The organism is Lysinibacillus sp. NPDC094403, from assembly GCF_050278745.1.
Taxonomy (GTDB): Bacteria; Bacillota; Bacilli; order Bacillales_A; family Planococcaceae; genus Lysinibacillus.
In genome coordinates this window covers 780694-797949 of sequence record NZ_JBNNTL010000001.1, presented here as the reverse complement: position 1 = coordinate 797949, position 17256 = coordinate 780694, and the positions used below count along the sequence as shown (strand labels likewise).

The following is a 17256-nucleotide window of genomic DNA, read 5'->3' as shown; positions in this document are numbered from 1 at the left end:
TTTGCTCCTTTTAAATTTAAAAGTACTTCTGATAATACTCTTTCCTTAGCCTCCCGCTTAATTGAGCGTAGATCCTAGTCGTTTCGCTTTTCTCATGCCCCATAAGACTTTGTATGACTTCTATGGGAGCTCCATTGTTCAACAAATGAGTTGCATAGCTGTGTCTAAATTGGTGTGGATGAATTTCTTTATTGATTTCAGCACGATTTGATATCCACTTGATGATGTATCGCATTTGGGCAACACTCATTTTATGTGGCTGCCTTACTGTCACAAAGATGGCAGGATTATTGTCAGTACGGCTTTCAATATAACGTTTAAGCCATATGTCACAACGCGTATTAAAATAAACCTCCCTTTCCTTATCACCTTTTCCTCTAACGATTGCGGATTGATTGGACCAATTAATATGGTTCTTTTCTAACGCAACTATTTCTCCAATTCGGCAACCAGTAGAAAACATGAATTCGAAAATCGCTTTTTCCATTGCGGAATGACAGGATTCACGGAGGTGTTCAATCTCCCGTTCGGTTAAATACTTGGGTATCCGCTTTCCTACTTTCGGTTCTTTAATTTTGGAAGTTGGATTCTTACTCAGGTATCCTTCTTCATGAGACCAACGAAAAAATGATTTCATAAAGCGAAAACGGTGTGCAAGACTAGCTGGTTTTAAGTGCTTGCCGGATATAGCAAGATACTCCTTCAGTTGATTGGTGTCAAGCAATTCCATCTCTATATCCTTAAAATAACCAATTAATAGAAAAGACTGTAACCGGTAGGCCTTCAGCGTTTGTGATGAAAAGCCCTCTATTCGTTTATCAGCTTCAAACAAAGTCCATGCTTTTGACAGTAACAATTCCACCCCCCTAAAATAGTAATATAAAAGGGATTATTGACAACTTAATAGAATTCTAGACATAAGGGGTGATTTTACTAACGGTGCAGTTTAATTTAATTAATTAATTAATTAATGAAAGGGAGTCTTTAGGTCTCATTTGACACTTACTTCGACATAATGAGAACAAAAATATCCATGATATTCAGAATAACTTGAATACCATGGATAAACAGTGATATTTCCTATAAAGTTAATGGATAAATGTGTATCCTTCAAATACTTTTAGCCCTTCGGCATTTAAAACTTGTTCAACTAAGATCGGCTTATTTGGGCTTTTTTCAATAACTTCTTTACACGAAATCATTATATTACTGCCTGCAATTTCTGCTAGTTGATCGTGTGATACACTGTAGACTATTTTTCCTAAATTAGACCATACCATAGCCCCTGTACACATTACGCAAGGTTCACAGCTAGTATATAAAGTATATTCACTAAGATCAAAAATATTGTTCTCAGAGCAAAATGTGCGTATAAGTCCAATTTCAGCATGGTGTGTAGGATCACAATTACTATTTATTTCATTTTCACCATACATCACAATTTTGTTATTTTTTACCAATATAGCACCAAATGGTTCATTACCATCTTCTCTAGCTTTTAAAGCCATTTTAATGGCTATTTCCATAAACTGTTCATCTTTTTGTGTCATAAATAAAACCTCCTGTTAAATACATTATTACGGAAACTTACACAGTTTGATTATAAAGTGTAATAGAAAATAAGGTACTTATTTGACTAACGGGTGCAAGAGTTAAACAAGGTGGTGCACCGGTAGCATCTTGTTTCTTGTTGAGCTAACGGTGCAGTTTAGTTGAAGAGTGTTGTTTAACAATCGGGCCATTTAATTGAATAACTTACTTTAAAGAAAATCTCGGTTATTTCCATGCATGCTTATGATAAAGATAAAGAGAACTGAAACTTGTTCATTAAGTTGTAAAAATTCCCCCCTTTAAAATAAAGAGGGGGAATTTTTACAATTAAATTAATAACATTGCTTAAAATATTAATTGTTTATGCACTAGTAGATAAATAAACCAACAATCGTTCCAGTAAGAACAGAACCCATCGTAGCAACTAACAGTACTTTTAAACCGACTTTAGCAAGTTGTGATGCCTTCTCACCATTTATCGCTTGTACAGTCCCTAAAATGATACCGATTGATGAGAAGTTCGCAAATGACACTAAAAATGCAGATACAATTGCTACTGTCTTATGTGATAATTCAGGAATCATTTTTTGGAAGTCTAACATTGCAACGAATTCGTTAGCAGCTACTTTAGTGCCCATTACTGAACCTGTACGTAATAATTCATCTATTGGAACACCCATTAAGTAAGCAATTGGTGCAAATACATAGCCTAATACTTCAGTGAAGCTTATTCCAACCGTGTTAGTAAAGATGTAATTTACCATTGCAAGTAAACCAATATATGTTATTACCATTGCTCCAACGATTAAAGCAACTTTTCCACCATCTAGAGCACCATTACCGATCGCTTCAAATAATGATTTTTCTTGAATCATATCTTTTACGTCAATTTCTTCATCTTGTTCAATAGTTACTGGGCAGACGATTGAAGAAAGAATTAATCCGCTAAATACATTTATTGGAAGTGCAACTAAAACATAATTAGGAGGAATCATTTGCATATAAGCACCTAAGACCGAACCTGATACTGCTACTAATGAAGATGTTACTACTACAAATAATCTATTCGGATTAAGTTTGTGTAATTGGGATTTTACAGAAAGAATAGCAGTTGTATCACCAAATACCATTGAGTTTACTGCTACGAATGATTCGATTTTTGGTAATCCTGTAATTTTTGCTACCGCACCACCAATATATTTAATTGCTAAAGGTAAAATGCGAGTATAAGTTAAAATTGATAGTATTGCTGATATGAAAATAATCATCATTAAAACGTTAATAAAGAAATAACCTTTTGCAGATAAATCACCGAACACAAATGCGATACCTTCATGACCAAAAGATAATATTTGATTAAAGAATGCTACAATCTTTTGTAAAACTGTTTTACCGATTGATGTATTTAACATAAACCATGCTGTAAATAATTGAACTCCAAACATAATAATAATTGCTTTGTAATTAATATTCTTCTTATCATTTGACATAACCCATGAAATACCAATTAATAGTAAAATACCAATAATAGAGATAAATAATGTCATGTTACACCTCGTAGTTGCCTCACTGTTTCACAAACCCATTTGTACACTTTACAAACAAGCCTCTAATGCAATTTGCATCATATTATTGAATGTTGTTTGTTTTGCTTCAGCACTAATTTCCTCTTTAGTAACTAAATTCTCTCCAATAGTTATTAAACACGCCGCATTTTTTTCTAATATTCTTGCATTATGGAATAATGCAAAGCTTTCCATCTCTGTACATATACAATTATGATCATTATAAAAATCAACATAATTTGGTACATGGCTTTCGTGATAAAATACATCACTCGAATGTACTTTTCCCTTAACTAGAGGAATATTAATACGATTTGCAGCCTCTTCAATTTTTTGTGTTAATAACTCACTTGGATACTGAATATCAGATTCTACACCTGCTTGAACCTTTGCAAAAGTTGATTCACTCCAGGCACTATCTGCTAGAACAATATCATGAATGTTCAGTTTATCAGTATAAGCTCCTGCACTACCAACACGTATAATATTTTCTACATCGTAAAATTTATATAATTCGTATGAATAAATCCCCATACTTGCCATTCCCATCCCAGACCCCATCACGGATATTTGTTTTCCTTTATAAGTCCCTGTATATCCATACATGTTACGTACACTATTAAACTGAGTTATATTTTCTAAATATGTCTCTGCAATATATCTTGCACGCAGAGGATCTCCTGGCATTAAAACCGTTTTAGCAATTTCTCCAACTTTTGCAGTGTTGTGTGGTGTTGTCATATTATAACCTCTCCATTTCTATTATTTTTAATCACTAAACTAATATTCTTACTTCTTTCAAATATCAAGTAACCTATACAATTTACTTGAAATGTATTCGGTTTCAAAATACAACTAGTTTATCCTAATACCTCTTTTTTTAGATGTAAAATTAATACCTCGAGATACAGTGGTATGTATCGTTGTCTAATTCTTTTCAACTAGATTATATTTCAATCTATTAAATTAAGCAATAACATCTTAAAATTCCACAATATTATGCACCTTAAAAAATTTTAGGTACCTGACTTAAAAGAATAATAGTCGTGTTTTACATTCCACTTAACAGACAAGATTGCGAATAAATTATAACTCGATATAATATTTATAAGGAGTGTTGTTTATGTCGGTTGAAAATAAAAAAAAAACGCCTCTATACGTAGAGGTTTATAAAAAATTATTTAAACTAATAAATGAGGGAGTCTATCCGATTGGAAATAAGCTTCCTTCGGAACAAGAACTTTCTAAGATGATGAATGTTAGTAGAATGACCCTAAGACAAGCATTGGGTTTCCTAAAAGAAGACGGTTATATTGAAACAATCCATGGACAAGGGAACTTTATAAAACAAAATGTGAATGTAAGAAGTGTTGGCTTAGAAAAAATAGATAATACTGTTTTTCAATGTTGTACAGAAATGATTGATGATATAGATGCTTATTTTGAAGTTAGTTTTTCAGACGATAGTGATTACATTAGAAAAATTTTTAATCGCGATTCAGCAGTGATAATTAGGTTTAATAGGTGGTACAAGTGTAAAAATAAAATAGTAGCACATGCTTTTACAATGTTCCCAAGTGAGACAGCTTCCCAATATCAAATGAATCTCAATGATCATCATAGCGTACTAAAAATACTTGAAGAAGATATTCATATGCTAATACATTCATCAACAATCGAAATAAAATTTACAGAATCGGTTCCTCCTTCTTCACACTATGAATTACGTTCAAATAATAATTTATTCGTATTACTAATTGAAAATATATATGACTCAATGGGGAATGTGGTACTTAAAAATAAGATTTATATCCCAAGCGAACTTAGTTCAGTAAAAATTAATCGAATAAACAAATAACATAAAAACGTTCGTAAATGTAGATAAGAATTGATATAACAAAAAAGAAACATGCTTTTAACTTCAAAAATAGTATAAATCCTTAAGTTAATAGATGTGTGGTGCTACCCCTAAGAGGAATTATTCCATTAAAGGGCGCAATTGTGGAAGAAGCGTCTCTGTTCTTATTAAACTAACGGGGTGCTTTAGTAAAAGAAGAAAAGGTTCTACATATTAGTCATATCTAATATGTAGAACCCTTTAATTTTTCTATCTTTTTTAAAATTAGGTCTTGATAAATCGAACGAGGGTTTAAATCGACTATTATTTAAATTCTAACTCTCCATCATAAGCAAGCATGCCGCCTTCAAGGTTTGTTACGTCAAAGCCTTGAGCTTCTAGGTATGCACAAGCATTTGCTGAACGACCGCCTGCTTTGCAAACGATAATGTATGGCTTTGAAGCATCTAATTCGCCTAAGCGCTCAGGGATTGTTCCAAGAGCAATGTGCTGAGCACCAGGGATTATGCCTTGTGCTACCTCATCATCTTCACGAACATCAATGATGTATAGGTCTTCGTTCGCATCTAATAGCTCTAATATTTCTGTTGTATCCATAGTTTTCATATGTGTAGTCCTCCAATATGTCGATTTCCTCTTACATTATAGCCTGTAGTCAAAAAAACAGCTAGTGTCATGAACACTAACTGTTTTACTATAATGTTTCTATTCTTCTGTCTCTAAAAAATCTACTTGCTTTGCTGGAACAAATGTAGAAATAGCATGTTTGTAAATAAGGTGTTGCTTGCTTTCAGCATCTAGTAATAATACTGTAAAATTATCATAGGATTTCACAGTTCCTTTTAACTGAAATCCATTTAATAAAAACACAGTTACAAAAACATTGTTTTTACGTAGATGGTTTAAGAATGTATCTTGCAAGTTAATTGATTTCATCAAAATGCCTCCTTATACTCTCTTTCTACCTCTTCATTCCTATAGTAGCATGTTCTACCAATTTGGCAATTAGTAATTTTTAGAAATTAATTAAAGTATTTCGTCATTATTAACAAAATATACATCCATTTTGTTTCGGAAGTATGTTAGTTGTCTTTTCGCATAGCGGCGAGAATTTTGCTTTAAACTGTCAATGGATTCTTCTAAAGAACATTTTCCATCAAGGTAATCATATAATTCCTTGTAGCCGATTGCTTGGATTGACTGCACACCTCGAATATTTTGCTGCCATAAGCCTTTTACTTCTTCTAAAAGTCCTTTTTCCATCATTATATCGACACGACGGTTAATACGATCATAGAGCTCTTCACGTGACATATTTTGCCCAAGCCCTAAAATCACATGATTGTAAAGTGGAACTTCTCCACGATTTTGTGCTTCGGATGCCTTTGAAACGCCACTAAGCTCAATCATCTCTAAAGCTCGTATAACTCGGCGAGTATTATTCGGATGAATCGTCTCTGCTGTTTGTGGATCAAGTTTTTTAAGCTTTTCATGCATTGCTTCTGGACCTAATTTCTCCAGTTCTTGATAATAGGCTTTTCGTGCCACCTCATCTACCTGCTCCTCTGTAAATTGAAAATCATAGAGGACTGCTTGCACATATAAACCAGAGCCCCCTACAATAATCGGTAGCTTGCCACGCCCTTGAATTTCCGCAATTTTAGCTCGCACTAATTTTTGATAGTCAGCTACTGAAAAGGACTCAGTTGGCTCTTTGAAGCTTAGTAGATGATGTGGTACACCCTCCATTTCTTCCTCAGTAATTTTTGCTGTACCAATATCTAAGCCTTGATAGATTTGCATGGAGTCACCGTTGATGATTTCGCCATTATATTTCTTCGCTAACTCAATGCTTAGTGCCGTTTTCCCAGAAGCAGTAGGACCTACGATTGCTACGACCTCTGCCTGCTGTATTTTATCTTGTATCATATTTTTCTAACCACCGTAATAAAACTTGATAGACTGCCTCTTGATTATCTTCGTTTAGGATTTCATGTCGCTTATCCTCAAATAAGTAAACCGTCACATCCTGTATGTCCGCTGCTGCAAATTGTTCAGCTACAGAGTATACACCTTGGCCTTGTTCTCCTACTGGATCCTTACTACCACTTATCAATAATATAGGTAAGTCTTTTTTTGTTTTTGCTATCTCTTTTTTACGATTTAACGACATAAAACCTGTTGTTAAATCCACAAAAAATTGATTAGTTGGGATAAAGCCGCAATATGGATCATCTATATATTTATCCACCTCATCCTCTACTGAACATAACCAATCATATGCAGTCTTCGAATTTGGGAACTGTTTATTAAAACTACCAAAGCTCAACTTATTTAACAACTTGCTCTCAGTCTCTTTGCCAAGCTGTTTGGCCAATACTTTTGCTACTAAATTACCCATCGTATGCAATGCTGTAACGTTTCCTGTTCCACAAAGAATCACATTATCCACTTGATCGCTGTACAATTGAATATATCTTCTAGTAATGAACGACCCCATACTATGACCAAATAAAATCAAAGGTACATCTGCAAATTGTTCATGCAATAATGTTACTACTTCATGTGCATCCTCTACGACACGATCAAACCCATTTTCTTCAGCAAAAAAACCTAGTGTGCCATTATAAGCTGCTGTTTCTCCATGCCCACGATGATCATGCATTGTCACTGCATAGCCAGCTTCATTTAGGCTATTGGCAAATTTAACATAACGTCCACTATGCTCCGCCATACCATGGAGAATATGAATATGACCAATACATGGCTTCGATGGCTTTAATGTTCTAGTAAACAGAAAATGGCCATCTGACATTTCGATATAACGCATTGCCTACACTCCTTCCTAAGCAAAATTTGTTGCATCTAAAATAGCTTGCTCTAGTTGAGCTACATAAGTATTTCTTTGTGATTCTGTATAGTTAAAATGTTGTTGCATAACTTGAATGACCTGCTGTTTATACCGTTTTACCGCATCAATATCAAAGTATAATAAGCCTGTTCGACGGATAAAGAAATCACTTGGTGTGTACACCATTTCCGCTTCTATTCCATAAAGTAGCATTGCATGCAGGGCTAGGGGCATCGTACTTCCATGTTCATGCAAATATTTCACCTGGTTATATAATGCATCAACATTCGTGCCATATTTTTGTACAAGCTGTTTTGCTTCATCATAATTTAGACCATACTGAACGCCCTCTTTAGCCTTATAAGTACTATAATCAGTGAAATTGATGGCATTAATGCCTTTTGCACCAGAAAGTGACAACTCACGTGTTACACATGGACTTGCGTGCTTATATTTATGGGTTTTCACAATTTTATCAACGATTGTTTCTGCCATTTGACGGTAGCCCGTTAGTTTGCCACCCGCAATCGTCATTAGTCCACTTGGAGCCGTCCATATCTCATCTTTGCGTGAAATTTCGGATGGATCCTTCCCTTTTTCAAAAATAAGTGGACGTACACCTGCCCACGACGATTCAATCGTATCTCTTGAAATATTTGCAGTTGGAAAGACCGTTTTTGCAGCATCAATTAAATAATCAACGTCCTCTTGGGTAGCGACAGGATGTACAGGGTCTCCCTCGTAAACTGTATCTGTTGTCCCAATATAGGCTTTACCATCACGTGGAATAGCAAAGGCCATACGCCCATCCGCTATATCAAAGTACACTGCTTGTCGTAATGGAAAATCCTTTTGATCAAGGACAATATGGACCCCTTTTGTAAGACGTAATTGCTTTTTGTCTACTACTTTATCCTTTTGGCGAACCTCATCTACCCAAGGTCCAGTAGCATTGACGATTTGCGCAGCATGCACTTCGATCGTTTTCCCTGTAACATGATCCTTCACTTGTACTCCAACAAGCTTTTTCTTCTCATATAAAAACTCTGTCATCTCCGCATAATTTAGACAAAGTGCCCCATATTCCACAGCTTTTTTCAGCACTTCAATTGTCAGACGGGCATCATCCGTACGATATTCAACATAATAGCCACCGCCAATAAGCTCATCTCGATTGAGTAAAGGCTCTAGCGCTGCCGTTTCCTGAGCGTTTAACATTGTTCTACGTTCATGCTTTTTAACACCTGCTAATCGATCATATACCTTCAGTGCCATTGATGTTGTAAATGGTCCAAGTGAGCCCTTCTTATATAATGGTAGTAGCATCTTTTCAGGAGTTGTCACGTGAACAGCATTGTCATAAACAATTTCACGCTCACGCCCAACCTCAGCTACGACACCTACATCAAGTTGCTTTAAATATCGAAGTCCACCATGAATAAGCTTTGTTGAACGGCTTGATGTACCCGCAGAAAAGTCCTGCTTCTCAATCAAAGCGACCGATAACCCTCTAGATGCTGCATCAAGCGCAATGCCTGCGCCTGTAATGCCGCCACCAATGACTAAAACGTCAAAGCTATATTGCTCTAAAAAATGCATAATTTTAGGACGTTGTTCAAATGAAAACATAACTTTTTTCCCCCATTAGCTATAATTTGAAAATACGTGTAACCTCTACTGCGTATGCTAGCCTGTATAAATAGTAAAAACTTTAAGCATAAAATCTCTTGTATACCTATAAAATTCCTTTATGCAGCATGGACTATTCATGTTGTCCATGATTATTGTCAGGCGTTACAACTACATTACCCGTTTAAACATTTTTTCCACTTCATAAGTTGTAAAATGTATTAGCACCGGACGTCCGTGTGGGCATGTAAATGGATTATCGGCATTGCGTAAATCTTGTAGCAACGTATCCATTTGCTCTTTCGTTAAATAATGATTGGCCTTTATCGATTTTTTACAGCTCATCATAATAGCTGCCGCCTCACGTAACTTTTTGACGTCCGCCTTTTTAGTTGTCAGTACCTGTTCAATTAAGTCCTCAATAATTTCTTGTTCTTCCCCCTTAGGGAACCAGCTAGGATGCTCTCTCACAACAAATGATGATTGCCCAAATTCCTCTAAAAATACGCCAACAGCTTCTAACTCCTGTCCATTTTCTCTTAATATAAGAGCTTCGTCAGCAGCATAATGGAAAGTCAATGGAAGCAATAATGCCTGACGCTCATTTGGGTTCACCTGACCGACCTTTTCACGGAAAAATTCATATTTAATACGCTCCTGAGCAGCATGCTGATCAATTAAATAAAAGCCATCCTCCATCTGTGCCACAATATACGTGCCGTGAATTTGCCCTACCACTTCAAGCTCAGGGAATGGTTCTTTAATAGGCTCATCCTTTAGAACTTCCATTGGCTCCTCTAGCGTCACTTCATCATCAGGAGGATTTACTTCCATCTGTGGTGTCGGTTGCAAGCTCTCTTCAACAACAGTAGGAATGGATTCGAGGTCTCGCACTATAGGGTCTATTGTGTTCGATTCCTTTACAGTTTGTACATCATAAAGCTTTTCTACAATGGTGTTCATTTTCTCCACATCAAGCTTTGGTGCCGGCTTCCATATATTTAACTGCTCCGTCACCGACTTCACAATTTTCTCCTTTTTTTCCATTTGAGGTACACGAATAACATTGCGGATTTTCTCTCGTATTGTTTCCTCAATTAGCTTAAGAAGTTCAGGCTCTTTACTTAAACGTATTTGATGCTTAGCAGGGTGAACATTGACATCCGTTAAATAAGGATCGCCCTCTATAAAGAGCGCTACAATTGGAAAACGTTCAATAGGCAAATACGTATGATAGGCATCTACAATCGCTTTTTGTACCAAATAATGCTTCACCCAGCGACCATTCACAAACAACGACATATAGTTTTTCGAAGCACGAGTCACCTCTGGTAGTGATACGAAGCCTGAAATTTTATAATCATGCGATTGTCCATTAAATGCCACCATTTTCTTGGCATTATGCACACCGTAAATGGCAGCTAATACTTGCTGTACGTCACCTCGTCCATTTGTTTGTAACAATTGCTGACCGTTATGCAGCAATCTAAACGCAATTTGAGGATTTCCGAGTGCAAGACGATTCATCAGATCAATTGTATGTCCAAGCTCGGTCTGTATTGTTTTCATATATTTTAATCGTGCAGGTGTATTGAAAAATAGCTGTGCTATTGTAATATCTGTTCCTTTACGCAAAGGGCCTGGCTTATGTGTAGCGACATGCCCACCCTCTAGCTCTAAATACGTTCCTGATTCACCATTTGATGTAATGAGTGTCATCTTTGACACTGATGCAATTGAAGCTAATGCCTCACCACGGAAGCCAAGTGTACGAATTCGAAACAAATCATGCTCCTGATGAATTTTACTTGTCGCATGGCGGGAATATGATATTAATGCATCCTCTTCATCCATGCCACTACCATTATCAATTACCTGAATTGAAGTGAGGCCCGCTTCTAGTAAAAACACATCAATGGACGTACTTCCTGCATCAATGGCATTTTCAACAAGCTCTTTAACTACAGAGGCTGGTCTTTCAACTACTTCCCCTGCCGCGATTTTATTGGACAGCCACTCGTCCATAATTTGTATTTTTCCCATAGCGCATCACTCCTTTACTTTTTTGCGTTTAATAGCTGCTGCTGTAATTCGTATAAAATATTCATCGCTTGCATTGGTGAAGTGCCCAGAATATTTACTTTTTCTAGGTTTTTAAGCACCTCTGCCTCGGATGGAGAGAGTGATTCTTCCTCTGTAAATAGTGACATTTGTACTGGCTTTTCAACAACCTCCTGTGACACAGCTACTTCTTTTCCAGCCTCGAAGTTTTCAAGCAGCACTCGTGCTCTAGTTAAAATTTCCTCTGGCAATTGTGCAAGCTGCGCTACATGAATTCCGTAAGATTTATCGGCTGCTCCCTTTTTTACCTTGTGTAAAAAGACAACTGTGCCATTTTTTTCAGTAGCAGATACATGTACATTTTGCAGTCGAGGAAGCTCATTTTCGAGTGCCGTTAATTCGTGATAGTGAGTTGAAAACAGCGTGTTTGCTCCGATTTTGTCATGAATGTATTCCATCATGGATTGAGCAAGACTCATACCATCATAAGTAGATGTCCCACGACCAATTTCGTCAAACAGCATTAAACTATTTTTTGTAGCATGCATAATAGCGTGCTGAGATTCTAACATCTCCACCATAAATGTTGATTGTCCTGCAGCTAAATCATCCGCTGCACCGATGCGTGTAAAGATCTGATCTGTAATTGGTAATCTAGCTTTTTCAGCAGGTACATAACAGCCCATTTGTGCCATGACAACAATTAGTGCAACCTGACGCATATACGTACTTTTACCGGACATATTCGGACCTGTAATAAGCATCATATTGTTATTTTCCTCAAGTACACAATCGTTTGGTACATACATTTGCTTATTGAGCATTTTCTCAACAACCGGATGGCGTCCTTCAATAATTTCTAGCGAACGCCCTCCATGAAATTCAGGCTCCGTAAATCGATATTTCTCTGAAACACTTGTAAAGCTTAATAGCACATCTAACTCACTAATGCTTGCCGCTAACGCTTGGACACGTGGAATAAATGCCTTTAATTCATCACGTATTTCCACAAATAAGTTATACTCTAACGTTAAACTTTCTTCCTCAGCATTTAAAATTAATGCTTCTTTTTCTTTAAGCTCCTGAGTAATATAACGCTCGGCATTGGCCAAAGTTTGTTTACGTTCATAGCGTGTTAAATCAGCTAAATGGATATTAGATTTTGTAATTTCAATATAGTAACCGAAAATTCGATTGTATCCTATTTTTAAGTTTTTAATGCCTGTTTTCGCCCGTTCCTCTTGCTCGAGCTGTGCAATCCAATCCTTCCCATTACGAGAAGCATAGCGAAGTTCGTCTAAGCGCTCATTATAGCCATCGCGAATGACGTCTCCCTCTTTAATCGTAATTGGTGGATTGTCTGTAATAGCACGAGCTAATAATGCCTCTACATCCGCACACTCATCAAGCGCTGCGCCTAGCTTTTGCAAAGTTTCTTTATTGGCACCAAGTAATTGCTGCTGAATTGCAGGTACTTGACGTAATGAATCACGTAGCTGCGCTAAATCACGCCCACCTACATTCCCAAAAGCTACACGCCCAGCTAAACGCTCTAAATCGTATACTTGTTTTAAAGAGGATTGAAGCTCTGTTCTTACAAAATATTCCTCCAATAAATCAGTGACGGTTGCTAGTCTTGCTTCAATGGCAGGACGTGAAGCAAGAGGTTGGTGTAACCATTGCTTTAATTTTCGTCCCCCCATCGCTGTCACTGTGTCATCTAACAGCCATAAGAGTGTGCCCTTTTGATCTCCACCGCGAATAGATTGAATTAGCTCTAAATTACGTTTAGAGCTTGAGTCAATACGTAGAAAGTTTTTCATTTCATTATAGGTAAATGCTTGAATATGTGATAATGAACGCATTTGTGTTTTATCGATATAAGCTAGCAAACGAAGGCAAGCAATTTGTAAATCATTTGGCACCGCATCTAAATAATGTGCAGCTTTATCCAATGTCATTTCATCTGTTCCAATAGAAAGTACGATACCTGCGTTTACTGCATGCTCTGCTAATAGAAGCTGCAAACTTTCCGTGACAATTAATTCACGAATACCGTATGCCTGCATTTGCATTAAAAGTGCTTTTCCATCGCCCTCAATTGAGGAGGCTACTGCTTCACCTGTAGATAAATCTAAATAGGCGTAGCCAAATGTTGTATCATCAAATTGCTCCGCAGCACCAATAAAATGATTGGTTTTACCTTCGAGCGACTTACCTTCCATTATCGTACCCGGTGTAATAAGCTGTACGACTTCACGCCTCACTACACCCTTTGCTTGCTTTGGATCTTCTGTTTGCTCACAAATTGCAACCTTATAGCCCTTTTGCACAAGTGTTTCAATATAATTTTTTGCCGAATGATGCGGGACACCACACATTGGTATACGCTCTTTTGCACCAGCATCCCGGCTCGTTAATGTAATCTCTAAAAGTTGAGAGGCATTAATAGCGTCCTCAAAAAACATCTCGTAAAAGTCGCCTAATCTAAAAAATAAAAAGGCATCCTTGTAATCTTCCTTTACCTGCAAATACTGTTGCATCATTGGTGTATATGTTGTCATTTTAAAATTTCCCTCGCTCTAACCATATAGATATTTTTATTATAACAAAAGATACATGCGAAACGCTTAATTCACCTTTTTTAAGATGCTAGCGCTTCGCATGTATAAAATCTTTAGTATTATCTTGTTCTTTCATCAGGAAACGATGAAGACTCTAAAACATACCTGCCTTCTTCACTAGAGCTAGACGATGAGCTGGAACTGGAGCTAGATGAAGACGAAGATGAGCTCTCTTCAAAGTTCCACTCCTCTTCGAAATCTAGTGGATGTACACTAATACAAATCGTCGTTTCTCCCATTACCTCTACTACGACTTCACGTTCTACTATGATTTCAAACTTCGTACCACACGGAGAAATGATTGCCTCTATGCAGTTTGGCTCTTGAATGACACGTACACGAACATCATCACCAACACTAACTTCTCCTTCTCTAAAAGAAAGCTTCACTTTGTCTTTATAGTGAACTGTTTCAGAAAACACTGCTGTTTTCGAATGATTACTATAGGCATACCATACATTGACATCAAATTTACCTGATACTTCTACAAATTTACCGACTTTTTTCGCGGAGCAAGTATGATTGATAACCCAGCAACCGAGAATACTCGTCGGCTTATTTGATGGACTTAATGTTACACGCTCTTCCGTTCTCTTCTTCCCTTTGGCAACTACTGCTCTCGTCACGATTTGTCGTAAACGTTTCAGCGCAATTCCTCCTTCGACTCTTTTCACTCCATCATATGCAGGTAGCGCCTATTGGGTGAACATATATTTTATAGAATCGAATTGCGGATAAAATTCTTTTTTCATAGTATGTTGTCTGAAACACGCTAATTTTAGCTGTCGATGCGCTTTCGCACAGAAACATTTATTGCTGTCGCCTTGCTTTGCACTGATTGCGGAAGTTTCGTTTTATAATTATAAATTAAAGTGACATGCCAGAAGAGACATGCAATGTGACGTGGTTGATCTTCGTTCCGACTGGGCGACTCCTTTGGGATCAGCAATAACGGAAACCAACCCCTCGTTTTACCGAAGAGCCATACTATATTTTATAGGGATCTTCATTTCATTGACACAATAGTTTTTCAACAATATGAAAAGCCCGAATGAAATCATTCATTCGAGCTTTTCTTTCTATTATTTTTAAGAGCAGCTGCCTGGTCTTGAATTTGCTACCTGTGAGCCAGTTTCTCCATAAAGTAAATCCCCACCAGTTGAGCGAATAATCTCATTTGTAACATTGTTAGCAATTGTGTTCGACACTAATTGCAATAAATCATTTACATCACCTTGAGATTCTTTAAATTGTTGAACCACTGGGATCGCGTTGATCTCTTCTTCGATTTTTTCGATTTTGTCTTCGATTAATTTAAGCGCTTTTTCTTTCCCTAAGTGTTGGAAATTAACAGCTTGCTTTTGTAGGCTTTTTAGACTTGAAATCCGCTCACGTACTAGTTGGTTTTCATTAATTTGTGCTTCTGCCTTTTTGAAAAATTCAACTTCTGGCGTATTGGCAATCATGTGTGCAATTTCGTGTGACTTCTTGATTAAATCATCTTTTGTATATAATACTTGTGACATTTACGCTTCCACCTTTTCATTTTTTACTATTTCTACGAACTCACCACTTAGTGAATAAGAAGTAGCCTCAACTATTTTTACCTTCACTAATTGACCAATTAGATCTGCTGGCGCTTTAAAGTTAACAAGACGATTTTTACGAGTATAGCCAGCTAACACATCATCACGTTTTTTACTTGTACCTTCGACTAAGACTTCTACTATTTCACCCTTCAAGCCCTCTAATGCTTTGCGAGAGTATTCCCCTACAACCTCATTTAAACGGTGAAGACGTTCTTTTTTCACTTCTTCAGGTACATTATCCACCATTTTGGCAGCAGGTGTACCCTCACGAGGAGAATAAATATAAGTAAAGGCCATTTCAAAGCCTACTTCACGGTACAAGGATAATGTCTCCTCAAATTGCTCCTCTGTCTCATTAGGATATCCTACAATAATATCAGTCGTTAGTGTTACTTCCGGAATAGCCGCTTTAATTTTCGCTACTAATCCAAGGAAATGCTCACGTGTATACTTACGCGCCATAATTTTTAGCACATCATTTGAACCAGATTGTACTGGTAAATGAATATGTTCAACTAAGTTACCACGTTGTGCAAGTACTTCGATTAAATGATCATCGAAGTCTCGTGGATGACTCGTTGTAAAACGAATGCGAGGGATATCAATTTTTCGTAATTCATCCATCAAATCACCAAGTCGATATTCAATATCCTCAAAATCCTTACCGTAAGCGTTGACATTTTGTCCTAGCAACATAATTTCTTTATAGCCCGCAGCCGCTAGTTCACGAACTTCAGCAATGATTTCCTCTGGACGGCGACTACGCTCCTTACCACGCGTATAAGGTACAATACAATACGTACAGAATTTATCACAGCCGTACATAATATTTACCCAAGCTTTGATGGAGCCAAGACGTTTTTTCGGCAGATTCTCAATAACATCGCCTTCTTTAGACCAAACCTCAATGACCATTTCCTTAGACATATATGCTTCTTTTAAAATGTTCGGTAAACGGTGAATATTATGTGTACCAAACACCATATCGACATGTGGATAATTTCTTAAAATTTTATTTACAACGGATTCTTCCTGTGACATACAGCCACAAACCCCGATCAGCATTTCTGGATTTTTACGTTTATATTTTAGTAGGAAGCCCAGTTCTCCAAATACTTTGTTTTCTGCATTTTCACGGATAGCACATGTATTCAGTAGCACTACATCAGCTTCATCAATCACATCTGTAGGCGTATAACCTAGCTGCATAAAAATCCCAGCCATAACTTCCGTATCATGCTCATTCATTTGGCAGCCGTACGTACGAATATAAAAAGTACGCCCCGTACCCATACCTGCAAACTCTTCTGCAATGTTAAAGTCCTTATGGTACTTAACTTCTTCTTTCCCACGTTTTTTAGCATCTTTTAATGAAGGTGCCGTAAAGACCGTTTCAAAATATTTACTATAATCCTTTTCAGGCTTGTCTTCTTTTTTTGGTTGATTGACTTGTTGATTTGCTAAGCGTTGTTCTTCATTCATCGCAATCAGGTAACTCCTTTCAAACGAATTCCATACATTTGAATTC

At 36.9% G+C, this 17256-nt stretch carries 15 protein-coding genes; 1 reads left to right on the top strand and 14 read right to left on the bottom strand.

Annotation, left to right across the window (positions count from 1 at the left end; genetic code table 11):
- Positions 1-16: 16 nt before the first annotated feature.
- From ACQKMV_RS03575 to deoD, 4 genes are all read right to left on the bottom strand, one after another.
- Positions 17-856, bottom strand: coding sequence for a tyrosine-type recombinase/integrase (locus ACQKMV_RS03575; protein ID WP_427502383.1), 840 nt, complete (start codon positions 854-856; stop codon positions 17-19).
- Positions 857-1088: 232 nt separating this feature from the next.
- Positions 1089-1550 carry a nucleoside deaminase gene (locus ACQKMV_RS03570; RefSeq protein ID WP_427502382.1) on the bottom strand — a complete coding sequence of 154 codons (462 nt, stop codon included), beginning with the start codon at positions 1548-1550 and terminating at the stop codon, positions 1089-1091.
- Between the two features lie 369 nt (positions 1551-1919).
- Entirely contained in the window at positions 1920-3098 is a 1179-nt protein-coding gene (locus tag ACQKMV_RS03565) for a NupC/NupG family nucleoside CNT transporter (protein ID WP_427502381.1), read from the bottom strand.
- Positions 3099-3146: 48 nt separating this feature from the next.
- Positions 3147-3857 (bottom strand): purine-nucleoside phosphorylase, encoded by a 711-nt coding sequence (gene deoD, locus ACQKMV_RS03560; protein ID WP_427502380.1) that lies wholly within the window; start codon positions 3855-3857, stop codon positions 3147-3149.
- Positions 3858-4239: 382 nt separating this feature from the next.
- Between deoD and ACQKMV_RS03555 the strand changes: the two genes are divergently transcribed.
- Positions 4240-4974, top strand: coding sequence for a GntR family transcriptional regulator (locus tag ACQKMV_RS03555; RefSeq protein ID WP_427502379.1), 735 nt, complete (start codon positions 4240-4242; stop codon positions 4972-4974).
- A 303-nt stretch (positions 4975-5277) separates the two neighbouring features.
- Here the strand turns inward: ACQKMV_RS03555 and ACQKMV_RS03550 are convergent, their stop codons facing one another.
- The 10 genes from ACQKMV_RS03550 to miaB all read right to left on the bottom strand — a co-directional run bounded on the left by ACQKMV_RS03550 (position 5278) and on the right by miaB (position 17210).
- Positions 5278-5580 (bottom strand): rhodanese-like domain-containing protein, encoded by a 303-nt coding sequence (locus tag ACQKMV_RS03550; RefSeq protein WP_268635846.1) that lies wholly within the window; start codon positions 5578-5580, stop codon positions 5278-5280.
- A 99-nt stretch (positions 5581-5679) separates the two neighbouring features.
- Positions 5680-5910 (bottom strand): RNA chaperone Hfq, encoded by a 231-nt coding sequence (gene hfq, locus ACQKMV_RS03545; protein WP_049668557.1) that lies wholly within the window; start codon positions 5908-5910, stop codon positions 5680-5682.
- Between the two features lie 90 nt (positions 5911-6000).
- Entirely contained in the window at positions 6001-6903 is a 903-nt protein-coding gene (gene miaA / locus ACQKMV_RS03540; protein ID WP_427502378.1) for a tRNA (adenosine(37)-N6)-dimethylallyltransferase MiaA, read from the bottom strand.
- Positions 6890-7804 carry an alpha/beta fold hydrolase gene (locus ACQKMV_RS03535; RefSeq protein ID WP_427502377.1) on the bottom strand — a complete coding sequence of 305 codons (915 nt, stop codon included), beginning with the start codon at positions 7802-7804 and terminating at the stop codon, positions 6890-6892. The genes miaA and ACQKMV_RS03535 overlap by 14 nt, the downstream gene beginning before the upstream one ends.
- A 15-nt stretch (positions 7805-7819) precedes the next feature.
- Positions 7820-9454, bottom strand: coding sequence for a glycerol-3-phosphate dehydrogenase/oxidase (locus tag ACQKMV_RS03530; protein WP_427502376.1), 1635 nt, complete (start codon positions 9452-9454; stop codon positions 7820-7822).
- A 171-nt stretch (positions 9455-9625) separates the two neighbouring features.
- Entirely contained in the window at positions 9626-11497 is a 1872-nt protein-coding gene (gene mutL, locus ACQKMV_RS03525; protein ID WP_427502375.1) for a DNA mismatch repair endonuclease MutL, read from the bottom strand.
- Between the two features lie 14 nt (positions 11498-11511).
- Positions 11512-14079 carry a DNA mismatch repair protein MutS gene (gene mutS / locus ACQKMV_RS03520; protein WP_427502374.1) on the bottom strand — a complete coding sequence of 856 codons (2568 nt, stop codon included), beginning with the start codon at positions 14077-14079 and terminating at the stop codon, positions 11512-11514.
- A 119-nt stretch (positions 14080-14198) separates the two neighbouring features.
- Complete coding sequence (cotE, locus tag ACQKMV_RS03515) at positions 14199-14813, bottom strand: outer spore coat protein CotE (protein ID WP_427502373.1); 615 nt, start codon at positions 14811-14813, stop codon at positions 14199-14201.
- Between the two features lie 414 nt (positions 14814-15227).
- On the bottom strand, positions 15228-15665 hold the full coding sequence (locus ACQKMV_RS03510; RefSeq protein ID WP_427502372.1) for a RicAFT regulatory complex protein RicA family protein: 438 nt from the start codon (positions 15663-15665) through the stop codon (positions 15228-15230).
- Positions 15666-17210 carry a tRNA (N6-isopentenyl adenosine(37)-C2)-methylthiotransferase MiaB gene (gene miaB / locus ACQKMV_RS03505; protein ID WP_427502371.1) on the bottom strand — a complete coding sequence of 515 codons (1545 nt, stop codon included), beginning with the start codon at positions 17208-17210 and terminating at the stop codon, positions 15666-15668.
- Between the last annotated feature and the right edge of the window lie 46 nt (positions 17211-17256).